Source organism: Cryobacterium sp. 10S3 (assembly GCF_034344045.1).
In the GTDB taxonomy this organism is placed as follows: domain Bacteria; phylum Actinomycetota; class Actinomycetes; order Actinomycetales; family Microbacteriaceae; genus Cryobacterium; species Cryobacterium glucosi.
Genome location: NZ_CP133773.1, coordinates 3,172,128 through 3,189,329 on the forward strand (window position 1 = coordinate 3,172,128; position 17,202 = coordinate 3,189,329).

Below are 17,202 nucleotides of genomic sequence, written 5' to 3' on the forward strand. Positions count from 1 at the left end.
ACTCGTTAAGGCGCTCGGAAACCACCCACGGTAACGTCAGGAGAGCCGTTTTAAGGGCCAAAAGTGCACTCTCGCGAGCAGTAGCGGGGTGCGTTAACGCACGCGACGGCCGCCCCCGAAGGGAGCGGCCGTCGACTTCGGTGCTGCTAGATGACGGCGAGGGTCTGGCGAGCGATCTCCAGCTCCTCGTTCGTCGGGATGACGAGCACGGTGACCTTCGAGTCATCGGTCGAGATGACGCGGGCGACCCGGGAGAACGGGTCGTTCTTCGCCGGGTCGATCTCGATGCCGAGGAATTCGAGTCCGGCGAGGGCGCCGGCCCGGATGATTCCCGAATTCTCGCCGATACCGGCGGTGAAGACGATCACGTCGAGTCCACCGAGCTGGGCGATGTAGTTGCCCACGTAACCGCGGATGCGGTGGTAGTAGACGTCGAGGGCAGCCTGGGCGACCGCGTCCCCGGCTATCGCGGCGTCCTCGACGTCGCGCATGTCACCGTTGCCGGTCAGTCCGAGCATGCCGCTCTTCTTGTTCAGCAGGGTGTCGAGCTCTTCGATCGACATGCCGGCCTTGCGGTGCAGGTGGAACAGCACGGCGGGGTCGATGTCGCCGGAGCGGGTACCCATGACGAGTCCCTGCAGCGGGGTGAGGCCCATCGAGGTGTCGATGGACTTTCCACCGTCGACCGCGCACGCCGACGCCCCGTTTCCGAGGTGCAGCACGATGGTCTTGAGCTCGGCGAGCGGGCGGCCGAGGAACTCCGCAGCGGCTTCGGACACGAACTTGTGCGAGCTGCCGTGTGCTCCATAACGACGGATGCCGTACTCGGCGGCCAGCGCGGTGTCGATCGCGTAGGTGTACGCCGGTGCCGGCATCGTCTGGTGGAACGACGTGTCGAAGACGGCGACGTGGGGCACGTCCGGGAACTGTGCCCTGGCCGCGTTGATGCCCTGAACGTGTGCCGGGTTGTGGAGCGGCGCGAGGTCGGAGAGCGCGCTGATCTGGGCGAGCACCTCGTCATCGATCACGGTCGGACCCTGGAAGATACTGCCACCCTGCACGACCCGGTGGCCGACGGCCACAAGGTTCGCCGTGCTGAGCTGCGGGCCGCTGGCGGCGAACGCGGCGAGCATCACGGCGAATCCGGCGGTGTGGTCCGGGATCGGCAGCGTCTGCTCGACGCGGTCGGAACCGGCGGCGGTGTGACGGGCGTGCCCGCTCGCCTCACCGATGCGCTCGACGAGACCGCTCGCGAGCTCGGTCTCCGTCTGCATGTCGATCAGCTGGTACTTGAACGACGAGGAACCGGAGTTGATGACCAGGACGGCGCTCATGCTGAGACCGTCGCAGTCGCGGCAGCAGCGGCGGCAGCGGAGTCGAGTGACGCCGCCTGGATTGCGGTGATCGCAACGGTGTTGACGATGTCCTGCACAAGTGCTCCTCGGGAAAGGTCGTTGATCGGTTTGCGCAAGCCCTGCAGGACAGGGCCGAGCGCGAGGGCGCCAGCACTGCGCTGGACGGCCTTGTAGGTGTTGTTGCCGGTGTTGAGGTCCGGGAAGATGAAGACGGTGGCCCGGCCGGCCACGGCCGAAGCCGGCATCTTCACAGCGGCGACAGCAGCATCCGCTGCCGCGTCGTACTGGATCGGGCCCTCGATGAGAAGGTCGGGGCGACGCTCGCGGACGAGCGCGGTCGCGGCGCGGACCTTGTCGACGTCCGCCCCCTTGCCCGACTCGCCTGTCGAGTACGACAGCATCGCGATGCGCGGCTCGATGCCGAACTCGACGGCCGTCTCCGAAGCGGAGATGGCGATGTCGGCGAGCTGCTCTGCGGTCGGGTCGGGGTTCACGGCGCAGTCACCGTAGACGAGGACCTTGTCCGCGAGGGCCATCAGGAACACGCTCGACACGACGGACGTGTTCGGGCGGGTCTTGATGATCTCGAAGCTCGGGCGGATCGTGTGCGCCGTGGTGTGCGTCGCACCGGAGACCATGCCGTCGGCCAGTCCCATCTGCACCATCATCGTGCCGAAGTAGGACACGTCGGTGACGACGTCCCTGGCCTGGTCGATGGTGACGCCCTTGTGAGCGCGCAGGCGGGCGTACTCTGTGGCGAACTTGGTGCGGAGCTCCTCGTTGAAGGGGCTGATCACCTGGGCCTTCCCGATGTCGATGCCGAGCCCGATCGCGCGGGAGCGGACCTCGACCTCTTCCCCGAGAATGATGATGTCTGCGACATCGCGGGCCAGCAGGGTCGCGGCGGCGCGCAGCACGCGGTCGTCCTCCCCCTCGGGCATCACGATGCGCTTGCGGTTCTTCCGGGCACGTTCGAGCAGCGTGTACTCGAACATGAGCGGCGTCACGACGTCGGCGCGGCTCACCTTGAGGCGATCGAGCAGAACGGATGCCTCGACGTGGCCTTCGAAGAGGGCGAGCGCGGTGTCGAGCTTGCGCTGCGAATCCGCGGCCATCCGGCCGGGGGTGTGCGTGATGCGCACCGCGGCCTCGTAGGACGCGAGTTCGGTACGGATGATCGGCACCGAAGAAGCGAGCCCCTCGACGAGCTGTTCGATCTCCGTCGGGAGGTCGAAGCCGCCGACGAGGATGATGCCCGCGATCGAGGGGAACGTCGCAGAGGAGTTCGCCATCAGCACGGCGAGGAGCACATCGGGACGGTCGCTCGGGATGAGCACGACGGCCCCGTCGAACAGGCGGGGCAACACGTTCACCATCGACATCGCCGCGACGACGACTCCGAGGGCCTCACGGGACAGGAGCGCGGGGTCCCCCTTGACGAGGGTTCCCTTCACGGCCTTGAGGATGCTCTTCATGCTCGGTGCGACGATGTACGGGTCCTCGGGAAGCGCCCAGACCGGCACGTTCGCGAGTTCGCTTCCGGGGGCGTCGACGACGTCGCGGACGGCGCCGATCACGTCGTCCAGGCGCGTCGGATCTGCCCGGTTGACGATGACGCCGAGCAGCGAGACGTGCTCGTTGCGCAGTTCGGCGATGGTGACATCCGTCAACTGGCGGATGTCGTCCGGCGTGCGCGGGTCGCTCTGGCCGAGCCTGTCATCCTGGTTGAGCGTCTCGCCCTGGCCGGAGCCCACGCGTCCACCGAGAACCAGCAGCACAGGGACGCCCAGGTTGGCGGCGATGCGGAGGTTGAAGGCGAGCTCGGTGGGGCTGCCGACGTCGGTGTAATCGCTTCCGATGACGACGACCGCGTCACACTGGGCCTCGACGGCCTTGTAACGCTGCACGATACGGCCGAGTGCCGCATCGGGGTCGAGGTGGACTTCGTCATAATGTACGCCTACGCATTCGTCGTAGGTGAGCGGGGTGCTCGTTGCAGCGGTCGCACTTGCGGCCTTGCCTGCGGAGAGGTGCTCGAGCAGGAGCTCGAGCACGTAGTCGGGATGGTTGGAAGAACGGGCGACGGGACGGAAAACGCCGACCCGTTCGACCGAACGAAGCAGGGTGTCCAGAACACCCAGCGCGATCGTAGATTTGCCTGTATAACCCTCGGCGGAGGTGATGTAGATACTGTCAGCCACGATTAGACGTTATCCCCACCTGTGGAAAGTCCCACATCGACCGGGGTGGCGCCGATGCCGTTCGCATCCCACACCCACTCGGTGACCGCGGGAATGTCCTCACCGAACGCACGCGTGTAGCCGCGGGCGCGGAGGCGGGCATCCTGCATCTCCTGGCGGAGAACACCGGCGCGCGCGCCGAGTCCGGGGACGCGGTCGATAACGTCCATCACCAGGTGATACCGGTCGAGGTCGTTGAGCATGACCATGTCGAACGGTGTCGTCGTGGTGCCGTTTTCCTTGTACCCGCGGGCGTGCAGGTTCGCGTGTCCGTGGCGCTTGTAGGTCAGGCGGTGGATCAGCCACGGGTACCCGTGGTATGCGAACACGATCGGCTTGTTCGCGGTGAAGTAGGCGTCGAACTCGGCGTCGCTGAGTCCGTGCGGGTGGTCCGCCTCGGACTGCAGGCGCATCAGGTCGACGACGTTGACGACGCGGACCTTGAGGTCGGGCATCGCTTCGCGCAGGATCGCGGCGGCGGCGAGGATCTCGAGGGTCGGGACCTCTCCGGCTGCGGCGAGGACGACATCCGGTTCGGTGCCGGCGATTTCGGTGCCTGCCCAGTCGAAGATGCCGAGGCCGCGGTCGCAGTGTGCGACGGCCTGGTCCATGGTGAGCCAGTTCGGCGCGGGCTGCTTGCCTGCGACGACGACGTTCACGTAGTCGACGCTGCGCAGGCAGTGGTCGTAGATCGAGAGCAGCGTGTTCGCGTCGAAGGGCAGGTAGACGCGCACGACATCCGCGCTCTTGTTCACGACGTGGTCGATGAAGCCCGGGTCCTGGTGGGAGAAGCCGTTGTGGTCCTGGCGCCAGACGTGCGAGGAGAGCAGGTAGTTGAGGCTCGAGATCGAGCGGCGCCACGGGATCTCGCGGGTGACCTTGAGCCACTTCGCGTGCTGGTTGAACATCGAGTCGACGATGTGGATGAAGGCCTCGTAGCAGTTGAACAGGCCATGGCGACCGGTGAGCAGGTAGCCCTCGAGCCAGCCCTGGCACTGGTGCTCGCTGAGCATCTCCATGATGCGGCCGGCGCGTTCGAGGTTGGTGTCGCCCTCGTGGTATTCGGCGTTCCAGGTCTTCTCCGTCGCAGCGAACACGGCGGGGGCGAGACGGTTGGATGCTGTCTCATCCGGCCCGAAGATCCGGAAGTTGTCTGGGTTGTCCCTGATGACATCCGCGAGCCAGGTTCCGAGGACCTTCGTGGCCTCATCCGTCGTGGCTCCAGGGGAGGGAACATCGACGGCATAGTCGTGGAAGTCGGGAAGGCGCAGATCCTTGCGGAGCAGGCCGCCGTTGGAGACGGGGTTCGCGCTCATCCGCAGCTCACCGTCCGGGGCGAGCCCGGTGATCTTCGCGACCGGCGCACCGGACTCGTCGAACAGTTCTTCGGGACGGTAGGAGGCGAGCCAGCCCTCGAGGAGGCGGGTGTGCGCCTCGGTGTCGCGGGCGTTGCTGAGCGGCACCTGGTGCGAACGCCAGGAGTCGACGACCTTAAGGCCGTCGATCGTGGTCGGGCAGGTCCAGCCCTTGGGGGTGCGCAGGATGATCATGGGCCAGCGCGGACGCTCGGTGTCGCCGGCGAGGGCGCGGGCCTTGATGTCGGCGATCTCGTTGAGCACCTCGTCGAGGGTCTCGGCCATGCGCTGGTGGACGAGGAGCGGGTCTTCCTCGTTGAATCCGCCGGAAACGATGTACGGCTTGTGGCCGTAACCGCGCATCAGGTCGAGGAGTTCCTCTTCGGGGATGCGGGCGAGGATGGTCGGGTTGGCGATCTTGTACCCGTTGAGGTGCAGGATCGGCAGCACGACGCCGTCGACGAGCGGGTCGACGAACTTGTTGGAGTGCCAGCTGGTGGCGAGCGGTCCGGTCTCGGCCTCGCCGTCGCCGACGACGGCCGCGACGAGCAGGTCGGGGTTGTCGAACGCGGCGCCGTAAGCGTGGCTGAGCGCGTAGCCGAGCTCGCCGCCCTCGTGGATCGAACCGGGGGTCTCCGGTGAAGCGTGGCTCGGGATTCCGCCCGGGAAGGAGAACTGGCGGAACAGGGCCTTGACGCCGCGTTCGCTCTGCTCGACACCGGGGTAGATCTCGGTGTACGTACCGTCGAGGTATGCGTTGGCGACCATGCCGGGCCCACCGTGGCCGGGGCCGGTGACGTAAAGGGTGCTGATCTTGCGTTCCTGGATCGCGCGGTTCAGGTGGGCATAAATGAAGTTGAGTCCGGGGGTCGTTCCCCAGTGCCCGAGCAGGCGGGGCTTAATGTGGTCGCGGGTCAACGGTTCCCGCAATAACGGATTGTCGAGCAGGTAGATCTGCCCCACCGAAAGATAATTCGCGGCTCGCCACCAGGCGTCTACGCTCGCGAGCGCTTCATCGCTCAGCGGACGTGGCTGCTGGGTGGGCCACAAGAAGGTTTTATCGGACGTGTTGACCATGGGTGCCTCCGGCACTGTCGGGGCGCGATCCGCGCATAGCCCAGTCTATGAGTAGATATGGAATCGTTATCACGGAATTGTGCGCAGTATGCGACGCGCGCGTAGTGACTAGTGCGCGGCATGCCCAGACCTCGGCCCGGGTGGGCGTCAGAGTGCCCTGCGGAATCCGCTTTTCGAGGCCGCGGGGGCATGAAAAAACTCCTCGCGCACCCACCAGAGCCCAGTTACCCTTGCTACGTTTCCGTCCTGGGGGAGTTGGCTGAGATAGCGCCACGCGAGGAGCCGCTCCCAGTTTATGCGCAAAGCCGCACCGAGCCAAAAGCAGGTCCCTGCGCAGCGCGTTCTCAAGTGCCTTCAGAAACAGGTAAGATTCTTCGAGGTTGTTACCTTCGGGAAATGACCGGCCAGGAGAATTCGCCTAGTGGCCTATGGCGCACGCTTGGAAAGCGTGTTGGGTGAGAGCCCTCGGGGGTTCGAATCCCCCATTCTCCGCCAGTAAAGAATCATCAACAGGTGAGCGCACAGCGCCCACAGCCGGGGTTCGAATCCCCCATTCTCCGCCAGTAAAGAATCATCAACAGGTGAGCGCACAGCGCCCACAGCCGGGGTTCGAATCCCCCATTCTCCGCCAGTAGAGACTCGTCAGTCGGCGAACGGATGCCGGGGCGCACGCGGCGCCGGCGGCGGCGGCACTTCCTTCGCGGCCACGATCTCGGCAAGCACGATCGTGACGAGACCGCGTTTCGTCTCGACCACGCAGTCGGCCGGACCGCACGCGCGGAGGTAGCCGACGGCATCCGTCACGCCGCCCTCGATGGTGCGGCGCACGACGACGCGGGTCCCGATCGCGGCCTCTGTCACGAAGCGGGCGGCGGCCACTGCTGCACTACTCATAGGGCGAGCCTACGCGGCGCCAACCTCTGCGCCGGCCTTAGCGCAGCCTGCTGAACGCCTCGACCCGCTCGGTCTCCCCCGCGACGAGGATCACATCGCCGGCCTCGAGAACCGTCTCGAGGGTCGTGTAGCTCCAGCCGGCCCCCTCGTGGAAGAACGCGGTCACGGTCACGCCGTGCACCGGACGCACCCGGGACTCGCCGAGCGAGACCCCCACGATCACGCGAGGGGGCGCCATCTTGACGAGGGCGAAGTTCTCGCCGATCTCGAGATAGTCCTGCATCACCCCGCGCACGAGGTGCGCGACCCGCTTGCCCATGTCCTTCTCCGGATAGATCACGTGGGTCACGCCGAGCTGGTCGAGGATCGCGCCGTGCGGTTCGCTCACCGCCTTGGCCCAGATGTTGCCGATCCCGAGCTTGAGCAGCAGCGACGCCGTGAGGATGTTCGCCTGGATGTCGCCGCCGATCGCGACGACCGCTGTGCTGAAGTCGGCGACCGCGAGCTGGCGGAGGGTCTCCTCTTTCGTCGAGTCTGCGCGCACGACGTGGGTGAGCAGGCCGTTGTGCGCCTGGACGATATCGGCATCGCCGTCGATCCCGAGCACCTCGGTGCCGCTTTTCATCAGCTCGAGGGCGAGGGAGCTGCCGAACCGGCCGAGGCCGATCACGACAACGGCGTCCTCCTGGGTGAGACGGGAGGACGAGCGACGCCCGAAGAGGGAGAACTTAGCCAATGATCGGCCTTTCTATGGGGAGTTCAAAGGTGCTGGGCCGCTGCCGGAGTGCGAGGGCGGACGCGAAGGCGATCGGGCCGAGCCTGCCGATGAACATGAGCAGCATCAGCACGACCTGCCCGCCGGGAGGAATGGCCGCGGTGATGCCGGTCGAGAGCCCCACGGTAGCAAAGGCAGAGATCACCTCGAAGAGCAGCGCGTCGAGGCTGAAATCGGTCAGGAGCATCAGGATGACGGTGGAGAAGGCGATAACGGCCACGGCGATCAGCACGATCGTGATGGCCTGGCGTTGCACCGAGCGGGCGAGCTGCTTGCCGAACACGGTGACCGTCCCTTCGCCGCGAATCTCCGCGACGAGGACGAAGAACAGGACGGCGAAGGTCGTGATCTTGATGCCGCCCGCGGTTCCGGCGGGGCCGCCGCCGATCAGCATGAGCACGTCGGTGCCGAGCAGGCTCGCCGAGTCCATCTGGCCCCAGTCGATGCTGTTGAAGCCCGCCGTGCGCGCCTGGACCGACTGGAAGAATCCGACCAGGATCTTGTCCGACCAGCCCAACGGCCCGAGGGTCGACGGGTTCGACCACTCGACCGCTGTGAGGTACACGGCGCCTGCAACGAGGAGCACAACGGTGCCCGCGAGCACGAGCCGGGTGTTCATCACCCATTTCCGGGGCAGGCGCGGGTACCGGCGCAGCTGCACGAGCACGGGGAAGCCGAGACCGCCGAGGATGACCGCCGCGGCGAGCGGGAGGCAGACCCACGGGTCGGTCGCGTAGGAGATCATGTTGTCGCTGAACAGGGCGAACCCCGCGTTGTTGAACGAGGACACCGCGTGGAACAGCCCGAGCCAGAGCGCCCTCCCGAGCGGCTCGCCGTAGCCGAAGAGGAACCGCAGGCTCAGCACCACGGCGACGCAGAGCTCGATCAGCACGGATGTCCCCACGACGCCGAGCACCAGACCGCGCACGTCCTCGAGTCCGACGCTCTTGACCTCGGCAGCGGCAGTGATCCGGGAGCGGAGGCTCATCTTCCGCAGCACCGAGAGCCCGACGACGGACGCGAACGTCATGATGCCGAGGCCGCCCACCTGGATCAGGAGCATGATCACGACCTGCCCGAAGGGCGCCCAGTGCGTCGCGGTGTCGACGACGACGAGCCCGGTGACGCAGACCGCGCTCGTCGCGGTGAAGATCGCCTCGAGCAGGCTCGACCCACCGGGACCCACCCGCGCGATCGGCAGCATCAGCAGCGCTGTGCCGACGAGGATCGCCAGCGCGAAGGCCGCGACGCCGGCCTGGGCCGGGTGCGCCCGGAATCTCGGTGGCTGCGCGCGGCGGTGCGCGCTGGGAGAGTCTGGCACGAGCCCACTCTACGGATTCCAATCCGCCTCGACGAGGGCTCCGGACTACTTGTGCGGCCCGGGGAATACCCGAGGCCGGACCAGAACTACGAAATGGAGCTCTCATGAACACCATCACGAAGCGTCTCACCGCATTCGGAATCACCGGAGTCGCGGCATCCGCCCTCATCGTCTGCGGCTTCGTCGCCCCGGCGCAGGCAGCGGAAACCGGTACGGTCTCCCCCTCGGGCAGTGACAGCAGCAGCCTGGCCAACACGGTCGACTTCGGCCTGCTGAACGACGCGCTGCGCGGCATCGACGCGAACGGGTCCGGCCTGAACAGGTCCGGCGCGAACGGAACCAGCACGGATGCCCTCGGCGGCGGCGTGCTGAACGCCCCGCTGGTTTCCGGCCCGGTCGTCTCGGGCAACTCCGTCGGAAACGGCGCCTCGATCGGCAACGGCACCTCCGTCCCGGTCGCGTCCGGCAATGACGTCCCGGTCGCCTCCGGCAACGACACGGCCGTCACGGCTCCCGTGACCGCTCCGCTCACCACCGACACGACCGCGCCCGTCACCGCTCCTGTCACCGCTCCGGCCGGCAACGGCACCTCGGCGTCGGTCGATGACATCGGTGCGAGCGTCAGCGACATCGTCGACGGTGCCCTCAGCGGCTCCGGCAGCACCGGCGCCACGAACGGCACCGGCACCGGAATCGACCTCGGCGGCATCCTCGGCCGCTGACCCGGCCCGCACGACCGGCTGCACCGCAGCCTCCACCCGGAACCGGGCGGCACGATCCCCTCGTGCCGCCCGGTTCCGGCGTCTGCCCGCACGCACCCGGGCACCGGGGTGCGGCGTGCTGTCCCCTTTAAGGTGGCTATCCGGCACGCTCTCTCATTCGCGATAATCTGGGTACACCGGCTAGGGGGAACGCTTAAGGTGAAAGTCACTGGGGGACCGCTCATTCGGGCGCACGCTCTGAGACCGCACGGCCGGTTGCTCCGGCAGTCCGGTCTGTCCGTGCTGGCCCTCGTCGCCCCGGTTTCCGCCGTGCTCTACTGGCTCACGATCCCGACAGATTCCTGGCGACCGGTTTTCGTCGGCCAGATCATCCTCGTCGCCATCTGCGTTCTCGCCGCGATCGCGTTCTTCCGCACCGTGATCTGGGTCGACAGGGACGGCGTCTCCGAACGCGGCTTCCTGGGCAGGGTCACGAGCTACGACAAGTCCGTGATCGGCACCATCGTGCTGCTCGACCTCTACGAAAGCGGCGCGCTCGACACGCACCCGCAGCTGTTCATCACGGGACTCGACGGCCGGCTGCTGCTGCGGATGCGCGGCCAGTTCTATTCGCGCGGGGCGATGGAGATGATCGTCGAACAGCTCGACGCGCCGATCGTGCGGGTCGCCGAACCGATGACGCTGCAGGACCTCAACCGGTCCCGGCCCGAGCTGCTCTACTGGTTCGAGCGCCGCTACACCTCCCACACAAGCTGAGCGGATGCCGGGCGGCGGCTCAGCGCCGGCGGCGGGTTCCGAAGATGCCGGCAACGACCCCGGTCAGGATCGACTTCGTCACGGACGACCCGAGCACCTCCTCGAGCACGCTCTTCTGCGGCTTCGCGCTCGTGCGGGTGCGCGCCGGGCCCGCGGTCTGCCGCATCAGCCGGTCGTATTCGGCCTGCGCCTTCCGGTCGGCCTGCTCCCCGGCCCGCGCATCCTTCGCCTCCTGCGCGGCGGCGGCCTTGTCCGCCTTCTCGCGCTCCGCGGCCGCCTTCGCCGCATCGAGCGCCGCCTGCTCTGCCGCCTGCTGCTCGGCCGCGGCCCGGTTCGCCGCCTCGAGCTTGGTCGCGAGGATCTCCCGCGCAGACTCCCGGTCGATCGCGGCGCCGTATGTCGCCAGGAGCGGCGAGGCCGCGACGGCCGACTCGATCGCGGCATCCGCAGTCGGAGACATCGACCCCTGCGGCGCGCGCAGCCGCGTCCAGGCCACGGGGCTCGGGGCGCCCTTCTCGTTCATCACCGTCACGATCGCCTCGCCGGTTCCGAGCCCGGTGAGCACCTCTTCGAGGTCGTAACCGGAGTTCGGGAACGTCGAGACGGTCGCCCGCAACGCCTTGGCGTCGTCCGGGGTGAAGGCCCGCAGCTGGTGCTGCACACGGGAGCCGAGCTGGGCGAGCACATCGCCGGGCACGTCCTTGGGGGTCTGGGTGACGAAGAAGATGCCGACTCCCTTCGAGCGGATGAGGCGAACGGTCTGGGTGATCGACGCGAGGAAGTCCTTGGAGGCGTTCGCGAAGAGCAGGTGCGCCTCGTCGAAGAAGAACACGAGCTTGGGCTTGTCGAGGTCGCCGACCTCTGGCAGGTCGTTGTAGAGGTCGGCGAGGAGCCACATCAGGAACGTCGAGAAGAGCGCTGGCTGGTTCTGCACGCCGGGCACCTCGAGCAGGCTGATCACGCCGCGGCCGTCCGGCGCGGTGCGGAGGAACTCCCGGGTGTCGATCTCGGGCTCGCCGAAGAACACGTCGGCGCCCTGGTCGGCGAAGGTGATCAGCTCGCGGAGGATCACGCCGACGGTCGCCGGGGACAGTCCGCCAAGCCCGGCGAGCTCGGCCTTGCCTGCCGGGCTCGTCAGGAAGCTCAGGACCGCGCGCAGGTCGGTGAGGTCGAGCAGCGGCAGGCCGGCCTGGTCGGCGTAGTGGAAGACGAGGCCGAGGCTGGACTCCTGGGTGTCGTTGAGGCCGAGGACCTTGCTGAGGAGCAGCGGGCCGAACCCGGCGACGGTCGCGCGCACCGGTACACCGCGGCCGGTGCCGCCGAGGGAGAAGTACTCGGTCGGGGCGGCCTGGCCGGCCCAGTCCTGCCCGATGCCGCGGGTGCGGGCGAGCAGCTTGTCGTTCGGCACGCCCGCGGTCGCGACCCCGGACAGGTCGCCCTTGATGTCGGCGGCGAACACGGGCACGCCGTGCGCGGAGAGCTGCTCGGCGAGCACCTGCAGGGTGCGGGTCTTGCCGGTTCCGGTGGCGCCGGCGACGAGGCCGTGCCGGTTGGTCATCGCGAGCGGTATCCGGATCGGCACGTCGGCGAGGGCGTCGCCGTTGACGAGGGCCCCCATCTCGAGCGCCGGCCCGCTGAAGGCGTAGCCGGCCCGGATCACGTCGACCTGGGCGGCCGTGAGCGGTGTTGCGTGTGCCGCGGATGTCGCGGGTGCCGCGGGTGCCGGCACCGATGCCGCCGGGCCGGACCCGGTCTGGGCGGTCGCCGTCGCGGCATCCGCCTGCTCCTGAACGGCCGCAGCCTGCACTCTCGCGAGGGCGGCTTCGGCGTCGGCCTGCGCCTGGCGGGCCGCGGCGACCGCGGCCTCGGCAGCGGCCTGGAGTTCGGACAGGTGATCGGCGGCGTCGCTCGGATTCATGGCGCGATCCTAGTCCCACACGCGATCCGTGCGCCAAAATCCCGGCCGCGAGAGCGCACTTGTGGCCCTTAAACCTCGGGTTTAAGGGCCACAAGTGCGCTCTCGCGGAACACACGCGCACGAAGGGCGGCGGGTCGGGGGAGATAGGGCGGGGCGAGGCGCGTCAGGCGGGGTCTGCAGGGCGGGAGGTGAACACCCAGGAGTCGCCGGCGAGTTCGGGCCGGAGGCCGCGGGAGAAGGCCTCGGCGAACACGACGCGGGAGTCGGTGCGTTGCCGGGCCGCGGCATCCGGTGCGTCGTCGCGGAGTCGCTCGAAGTCAGGGTCGAGCCGCAGGGGTTCTGGGGCGGGCAGCCCGTCGCGGGTCGGTTCGGCGCTGCTCCACTGCGGCCGCAGGGAACCGGCGAGCGCCGCACGCACCCGACGCGAGTCGAGACGCCAGCGCACCTCGAACCGGTCGCTGCGGTCGCTGCCGCTGATCGCGTCGTCGAGTCGCCCGTAGAAGTCCGGGTGGAAGTCGGTCACCTCTGCCCCGAGTTTCACGAGGTTGAAATGCGCATTGCGGCGGATCAGCGGGTCGAAGGTCCAGCGCATCTCGTCGACGCCGTGCTCGAGGCAGACCGCGCGCTGGAAGAGCTTGAGCGCGTAGCCGACCCCGCCGCCGCGCAGCCCGGGGGCGACGGCCGTCATGTGCGAGTGCAGGTGGATGCCGCCCGTCCAGCCGAGGAAGCCGAGTGCGGCCCCGACGAACGCGGGTGCAGCATCGGCGTCACTCGTGGCGACGAGCACCGTGTTACCGGCGTGGTCGAGGGCGCGCAGGAGGGAGGCGTCCGGGCTGCGTCCGGCACCCCAGGTGCGCTCGAAGAGCGCGACGACCGCGGGCAGGTCTTCGGGGCGCGCCGCACGCACGCTCACCGCGGCCGCGTCGGCCGCGGCCAGCGCGACCCGGTATGCGGCCACGAGGGTCTCGGCGGAAGTTTCGGCGGAAGCATCGGGCGCACGGGGCGCCGGCGGAACGTTCATGCCTCGAGTAGACCACATCCGCGGCCGGCCCGACCCAGGGCGTCCGCCGCGACCGCGCTCCCACGCGTTCGACACCCAAGAACTCCGTCGAATCGGTTCAGTGGCCTCGGCCCGAGACGCGATCGGCGATCGTCGCGAGCGGCGAGGTCGTCGTGCGGCGGCCGCCGTGCTCGGCGCGGTCCGCGATCCCGTACGCGCGATACAGCCCGGTCACCGCAAGCCAGCGCAGCGGCTCGGGCTCCCAGTTCCGCACCCGATGGTTGACCCAGGGCAGCTCACTCAGCGCGGCCCCGGCACCGGCCGCAGCACCGGCCGCACCGCCCGGTGCGTTCCCGGCGACGCGCGCGAGGATCAGCTCGGTCAGCGTGCGCCCGGCCAGGTTCGTGGTCGCGACCCCGGTTCCGACGTACCCGCCCGCCCAGGCGAGCCCGGTCGCCGGGTCGAGGCCGACCGTCGCGGCCCAGTCCCGAGGAACCCCGAGCACGCCGGACCAGGCGTGGTCGATCGTCACCCCTGTCGTCGCGGGGAAGAACCGGTTGAGGATGCCGCGCAGCGCGTCGACCGTGCCCGCAGGGGTGTGCCCGTCGGAGTCCGTCCGCGACCCGAACCGGTACGGCACCCCGCGGCCGCCGATCGCGATGCGGTCGTCGGCGGTGCGCTGGGCGTACATGTAGGCGTGCGCCATGTCGCCGAGGGTCTCGCAAGCGTCCCAGCCGATGCTCTCCCAGACCGCCGGCGCGAGCGGCGCCGTCGCGATCAGCGACGAGTTCATCGGCAGCCAGGCCCGGTGCAGGCCGCGCAGTCCCGCGGTGAAGCCTTCGGTCGCCCGCACGACGACGTCGGCGGCGACGACCCCGCGCGCCGTGACCGCGCGGTGCGGCGTGATCTCGGTCACGGTGGTGTCCTCGTAGATCTCGACGCCGAGTGCCTCGACGACCCCGGCGAGTCCGGCGGCGAGTTTCGCCGGGTGGATGCGAGCGCAGTGCGGGTGCCACATCGCTCCCGTGGCTCCGACGACGTTCACGCGAGCGGATGCCTCCGCAGCCGTCAGGAGCTCGACATCCGTTTCCGCCCACTCCTGTTCGGCCCGGGCGCTCGCCTCGAGCCGCCGCTGCTGGGGCACGTCGCACGCAACGGTGAACTCGCCGCCCTTGACGATGTCGGCGTCGATGCCCTCGGCGGCGGCGACCCGGATCACCTCGTCGACGGTGTCGTTCATCGCGGTCTGGAACCGGGCCGCGGAGTCCCGCCCGTGGGTGGCGACATACTGCTCGCGTCCTCCCGTGATCGAGTTCGTCAGCCAGCCGCCGTTCCGCCCGGAGGCCCCGTAACCGGCGAAACGCTGCTCGAGGATCACGATGCGCAGGCCGGGCGCCGCCTTCTTCAGGTAGTAGGCGGTCCAGAGTCCGGTGTAGCCGGCGCCGACGATGCAGACGTCGGCGCGGAGAGCACCGGGTAGCGGCGGACGCTGCGTCGGCCGGCCGAGCTGGTTCCACCAGAACGAGACCTCGCCGTTGATCATGCCGGGTCGGCCGCGGAAGCGGGCCGCACCAGCCGGTCTTCCATCCCCCAGGGCTCGCCATATCCACCGGATTCCTCGCTCGCGCTCATCAGGTCGAGGAACGGTTTCGCGTCGAACGCCTCGGGACCGAGCACACCGAGTCCGCTCCAGGCGCCGGTCGCGAGCAGTTCGAGGGCGATCACCGGGTTGAGGGCGGTCTGCCAGACCACGCACTGGGCGTCGTACTCGCGCATCGTCCACTCGTTGTCGCTCACGTGGTACAGGTACACCTCGCGCGGCTCCCCGTCGACCCCTGTGCCCGTGACCCAGACCCCGGCGCAGGTCTTCCCGGTCATCCGGGGTCCGATCGTGGCCGGGTCGGGCAGGCTCGCCGCGACGACGTCGCGGGGCGCGACCCACACGGGCCCGGACTCACTGCGCACCCGCACCGGGGTCACGCTGTCGAGGCCGAGGCGGTGCAGGGTCTGCAACACGCCGATGAACTCCTCACCAAGCCCGTACTTGAAGGTGACCCGCTTCGCGTCGAGCCAGCGCGGCATCAGCAACACCTCTTCGTGCTCGACGTTCACGCACTCGACCGGGCCGATCCCCTCCGGGAAGTCGAAGATCTCCGGTTCGCTGAACGGCTGCGTCGTGAACCAGCCGCGGTCCTTCTCGAAGATCACCGGCGGGTTCAGGCACTCCTCGATCGTGGTCCAGATGCTGAACGAGGGCGCGAAGATCTCGGCACCGGACTCGTCGCGCACGACGAGATTGGCGCCGTCGCGGGTACCGAGCTCGTCGATCTCGCTGAACAGGTGGTCTGCGGCGTACCGGGCGAACACGTCGGACAGCCCCGGCTCGACGCCCATCCCGACGAGGGCGAGCCGCCCGGCGGTCTCCCAGTCTGCGGCGAGCGCGAACTGGTCGTCGCCGAGCTTGACGCCGGTCTCGTGGTACGGGTCGGTCGGGTGCGGTTCGGAAAGGCTCGCCGCCATGTCGAGGTAGTCGCAGCCTGCGGCGAGCGCCCCGGCGAACACGCTCGGCACGAACTTCGGCTCGACCGCGTTCATCACGTGCGTCGCGCCGTGTTCCCGGGCGACGGATGCGACGCGGTCCGGATCCCCCGCATCGATCTGGGCCGCTGTGAACCGGGCCGCGCTCTCGTCACCGTACTTCGCTGCGACGGCGGCGATCGTCCGTTCCGCCCGGCCGATGTCGTAGTCGCTCACGATCACCCGCTCGAAGAACGACCGGCGGGCGATGATCTTCGCGAACGCGTCTCCGACGCCGCCCGCCCCGACAAGGAGGATTCTCATTCGATGACGCTACCGCGCTCATCCGCCGTTGTCTGCCCCGCATCCCGACCAATTCGACGGAATTTTCACCTCAAACGGCCCGAAACACCCGTCCCGGGTACACAAGCCTCACAAGGGGTGCCGAACCGGTTCTGGGGCGGGCGGATGCCGGCGGGCCAGCCGGCGCTCGCCGTCCAGTTTCGCGGCGAGGGGCGCCCAGAGCAGCACGGCGACGCCGATGCCGAGCAGCAGGCCGCCGATGGTGTCGGTGAGCCAGTGCGCGCCGAGGTAGGTGCGGCTGACCATCATCGCGACGGCCCAGACCGCGCCGGCCACCCAGACCCACACTTTCGGGAAGATCAGGGCGAGGCAGACGACCATCGTCGCCGCATTCGCTACATGCCCGGAGGGGAATGAACCGAAATCGCTGGTGACCAGCATGTCCTGAGGGCGGGCGCGGCCGAACAGGTTCTTGAGAAGTTGCACGAGCCCGGAACTGACGATCGTTGCCACCAGGAAGTAGCCCGCCGCCCAGGGACGTTTCAGCAGGAGCAGTCCCACCAGGATCAGGACCGGGATGATCACGACCCCGGCGATTCCCGCGCCGAGGAAGTTCATCACGAGCGAGGCGTACTCCCAGATCGGCGCCCGGTGCTCGATGATCTCGGCCATCCACTCTGTGTCGATAACGAGCGGATTCCCGTTGTCGCGAAAGACGATCAGGGCGCCGAGGCCCGCGGCAAGGAGTACCGCCACGAGACCGCTGAGGAGAGGCCAGCGCCGGGCGACGCGTCGCGCCGCCGGGGCCGCCGCGGTTTCCGGGGCGACGGCGGGTGCAGGGTCTGGCTCGGGTGCGGGGGCGCTGTCATCGTCCATCAGGCCATGTTAGGCCGACCTCGGGGCGGACCCCCGCACCCGTTCCCGCCACGGACACCTGTTTCCCGTGCGCGAGCCACAGTCGTCCGCACC

Annotated in this window: 13 protein-coding genes, 1 tRNA gene and 1 other RNA gene; 3 read left to right on the forward strand and 12 right to left on the reverse strand. The window is 68.7% G+C overall.

The features are described from left to right. Nucleotides 1–146 precede the first annotated feature (146 nt). The 4 genes from RHM57_RS14785 to ffs all read right to left on the reverse strand — a co-directional run bounded on the left by RHM57_RS14785 (nt 147) and on the right by ffs (nt 6,314). The gene (locus RHM57_RS14785) at nt 147–1,334 is read right to left on the reverse strand and encodes an acetate/propionate family kinase (RefSeq protein WP_134449849.1); all 1,188 of its coding nucleotides are present in this window, start codon (nt 1,332–1,334) and stop codon (nt 147–149) included. Continuing rightward, nucleotides 1,331–3,556: a phosphate acetyltransferase gene (gene pta, locus RHM57_RS14790; RefSeq protein ID WP_134449848.1), complete on the reverse strand. Its 2,226-nt coding sequence runs from the start codon at nt 3,554–3,556 to the stop codon at nt 1,331–1,333. The genes RHM57_RS14785 and pta overlap by 4 nt, the downstream gene beginning before the upstream one ends. 2 nt (nt 3,557–3,558) lie before the next feature. Then, complete coding sequence (locus RHM57_RS14795) at nt 3,559–6,027, reverse strand: phosphoketolase family protein (protein ID WP_322188480.1); 2,469 nt, start codon at nt 6,025–6,027, stop codon at nt 3,559–3,561. A gap of 190 nt (nt 6,028–6,217) precedes the next feature. Beyond that, an RNA gene (gene ffs / locus RHM57_RS14800) (signal recognition particle sRNA small type) lies at nt 6,218–6,314 on the reverse strand. Between the two features lie 120 nt (nt 6,315–6,434). Between ffs and RHM57_RS14805 the strand changes: the two genes are divergently transcribed. Continuing rightward, nucleotides 6,435–6,522 (forward strand) — tRNA-Ser (locus RHM57_RS14805). A gap of 147 nt (nt 6,523–6,669) precedes the next feature. Here the strand turns inward: RHM57_RS14805 and RHM57_RS14810 are convergent. Genes RHM57_RS14810 through RHM57_RS14820 form a run of 3 tightly spaced genes read right to left on the reverse strand, consistent with a single transcriptional unit; the run spans nt 6,670 to nt 9,017 of the window. Then, nucleotides 6,670–6,921, reverse strand: coding sequence for a ferrous iron transport protein A (locus tag RHM57_RS14810; protein WP_134446880.1), 252 nt, complete (start codon nt 6,919–6,921; stop codon nt 6,670–6,672). 37 nt (nt 6,922–6,958) lie between these two features. After that, nucleotides 6,959–7,657, reverse strand: a complete 699-nt coding sequence (locus RHM57_RS14815; RefSeq protein ID WP_134558026.1) for a potassium channel family protein — start codon at nt 7,655–7,657, stop codon at nt 6,959–6,961. Further along, nucleotides 7,650–9,017 carry a TrkH family potassium uptake protein gene (locus tag RHM57_RS14820; protein ID WP_322137128.1) on the reverse strand — a complete coding sequence of 456 codons (1,368 nt, stop codon included), beginning with the start codon at nt 9,015–9,017 and terminating at the stop codon, nt 7,650–7,652. The genes RHM57_RS14815 and RHM57_RS14820 overlap by 8 nt, the downstream gene beginning before the upstream one ends. Nucleotides 9,018–9,121: 104 nt before the next feature. Between RHM57_RS14820 and RHM57_RS14825 the strand changes: the two genes are divergently transcribed. Both RHM57_RS14825 and RHM57_RS14830 read left to right on the forward strand, forming a co-directional pair. After that, nucleotides 9,122–9,739 carry a hypothetical protein gene (locus RHM57_RS14825; protein ID WP_322188482.1) on the forward strand — a complete coding sequence of 206 codons (618 nt, stop codon included), beginning with the start codon at nt 9,122–9,124 and terminating at the stop codon, nt 9,737–9,739. Between the two features lie 279 nt (nt 9,740–10,018). After that, the gene (locus RHM57_RS14830) at nt 10,019–10,495 is read left to right on the forward strand and encodes a hypothetical protein (RefSeq protein ID WP_134558028.1); all 477 of its coding nucleotides are present in this window, start codon (nt 10,019–10,021) and stop codon (nt 10,493–10,495) included. A 19-nt stretch (nt 10,496–10,514) separates the two neighbouring features. On the opposite strand, the gene RHM57_RS14835 is transcribed toward RHM57_RS14830, so the two are convergent. The 5 genes from RHM57_RS14835 to RHM57_RS14855 all read right to left on the reverse strand — a co-directional run bounded on the left by RHM57_RS14835 (nt 10,515) and on the right by RHM57_RS14855 (nt 17,109). Further along, nucleotides 10,515–12,413: a helicase HerA-like domain-containing protein gene (locus RHM57_RS14835; protein ID WP_322188483.1), complete on the reverse strand. Its 1,899-nt coding sequence runs from the start codon at nt 12,411–12,413 to the stop codon at nt 10,515–10,517. Nucleotides 12,414–12,576: 163 nt separating this feature from the next. Continuing rightward, nucleotides 12,577–13,434, reverse strand: a complete 858-nt coding sequence (locus tag RHM57_RS14840; protein ID WP_322188484.1) for a hypothetical protein — start codon at nt 13,432–13,434, stop codon at nt 12,577–12,579. Nucleotides 13,435–13,531: 97 nt separating this feature from the next. After that, nucleotides 13,532–14,956, reverse strand: coding sequence for an FAD-dependent oxidoreductase (locus RHM57_RS14845; protein WP_322188485.1), 1,425 nt, complete (start codon nt 14,954–14,956; stop codon nt 13,532–13,534). After that, the gene (locus tag RHM57_RS14850) at nt 14,953–16,254 is read right to left on the reverse strand and encodes a saccharopine dehydrogenase family protein (RefSeq protein ID WP_322188486.1); all 1,302 of its coding nucleotides are present in this window, start codon (nt 16,252–16,254) and stop codon (nt 14,953–14,955) included. The genes RHM57_RS14845 and RHM57_RS14850 overlap by 4 nt, the downstream gene beginning before the upstream one ends. Nucleotides 16,255–16,362: 108 nt before the next feature. Beyond that, nucleotides 16,363–17,109, reverse strand: a complete 747-nt coding sequence (locus tag RHM57_RS14855; RefSeq protein ID WP_322188487.1) for a phosphatase PAP2 family protein — start codon at nt 17,107–17,109, stop codon at nt 16,363–16,365. Nucleotides 17,110–17,202: the final 93 nt, after the last annotated feature.

Excerpts from the sequence above, each read along its gene's own strand:
- RHM57_RS14785 (WP_134449849.1), bottom strand. The coding sequence starts at position 1,334 with ATGAGCGCCGTCCTGGTCATCAACTCCGGTTCCTCGTCGTTCAAGTAC.
- RHM57_RS14795 (WP_322188480.1), bottom strand. The coding sequence starts at position 6,027 with ATGGTCAACACGTCCGATAAAACCTTCTTGTGGCCCACCCAGCAGCCA.
- RHM57_RS14810 (WP_134446880.1), bottom strand. The coding sequence starts at position 6,921 with ATGAGTAGTGCAGCAGTGGCCGCCGCCCGCTTCGTGACAGAGGCCGCG.
- RHM57_RS14825 (WP_322188482.1), top strand. The coding sequence starts at position 9,122 with ATGAACACCATCACGAAGCGTCTCACCGCATTCGGAATCACCGGAGTC.
- RHM57_RS14835 (WP_322188483.1), bottom strand. The coding sequence starts at position 12,413 with ATGAATCCGAGCGACGCCGCCGATCACCTGTCCGAACTCCAGGCCGCT.
- RHM57_RS14840 (WP_322188484.1), bottom strand. The coding sequence starts at position 13,434 with ATGAACGTTCCGCCGGCGCCCCGTGCGCCCGATGCTTCCGCCGAAACT.
- RHM57_RS14845 (WP_322188485.1), bottom strand. The coding sequence starts at position 14,956 with ATGATCAACGGCGAGGTCTCGTTCTGGTGGAACCAGCTCGGCCGGCCG.
- RHM57_RS14850 (WP_322188486.1), bottom strand. The coding sequence starts at position 16,254 with ATGAGAATCCTCCTTGTCGGGGCGGGCGGCGTCGGAGACGCGTTCGCG.
- RHM57_RS14855 (WP_322188487.1), bottom strand. The coding sequence starts at position 17,109 with ATGGACGATGACAGCGCCCCCGCACCCGAGCCAGACCCTGCACCCGCC.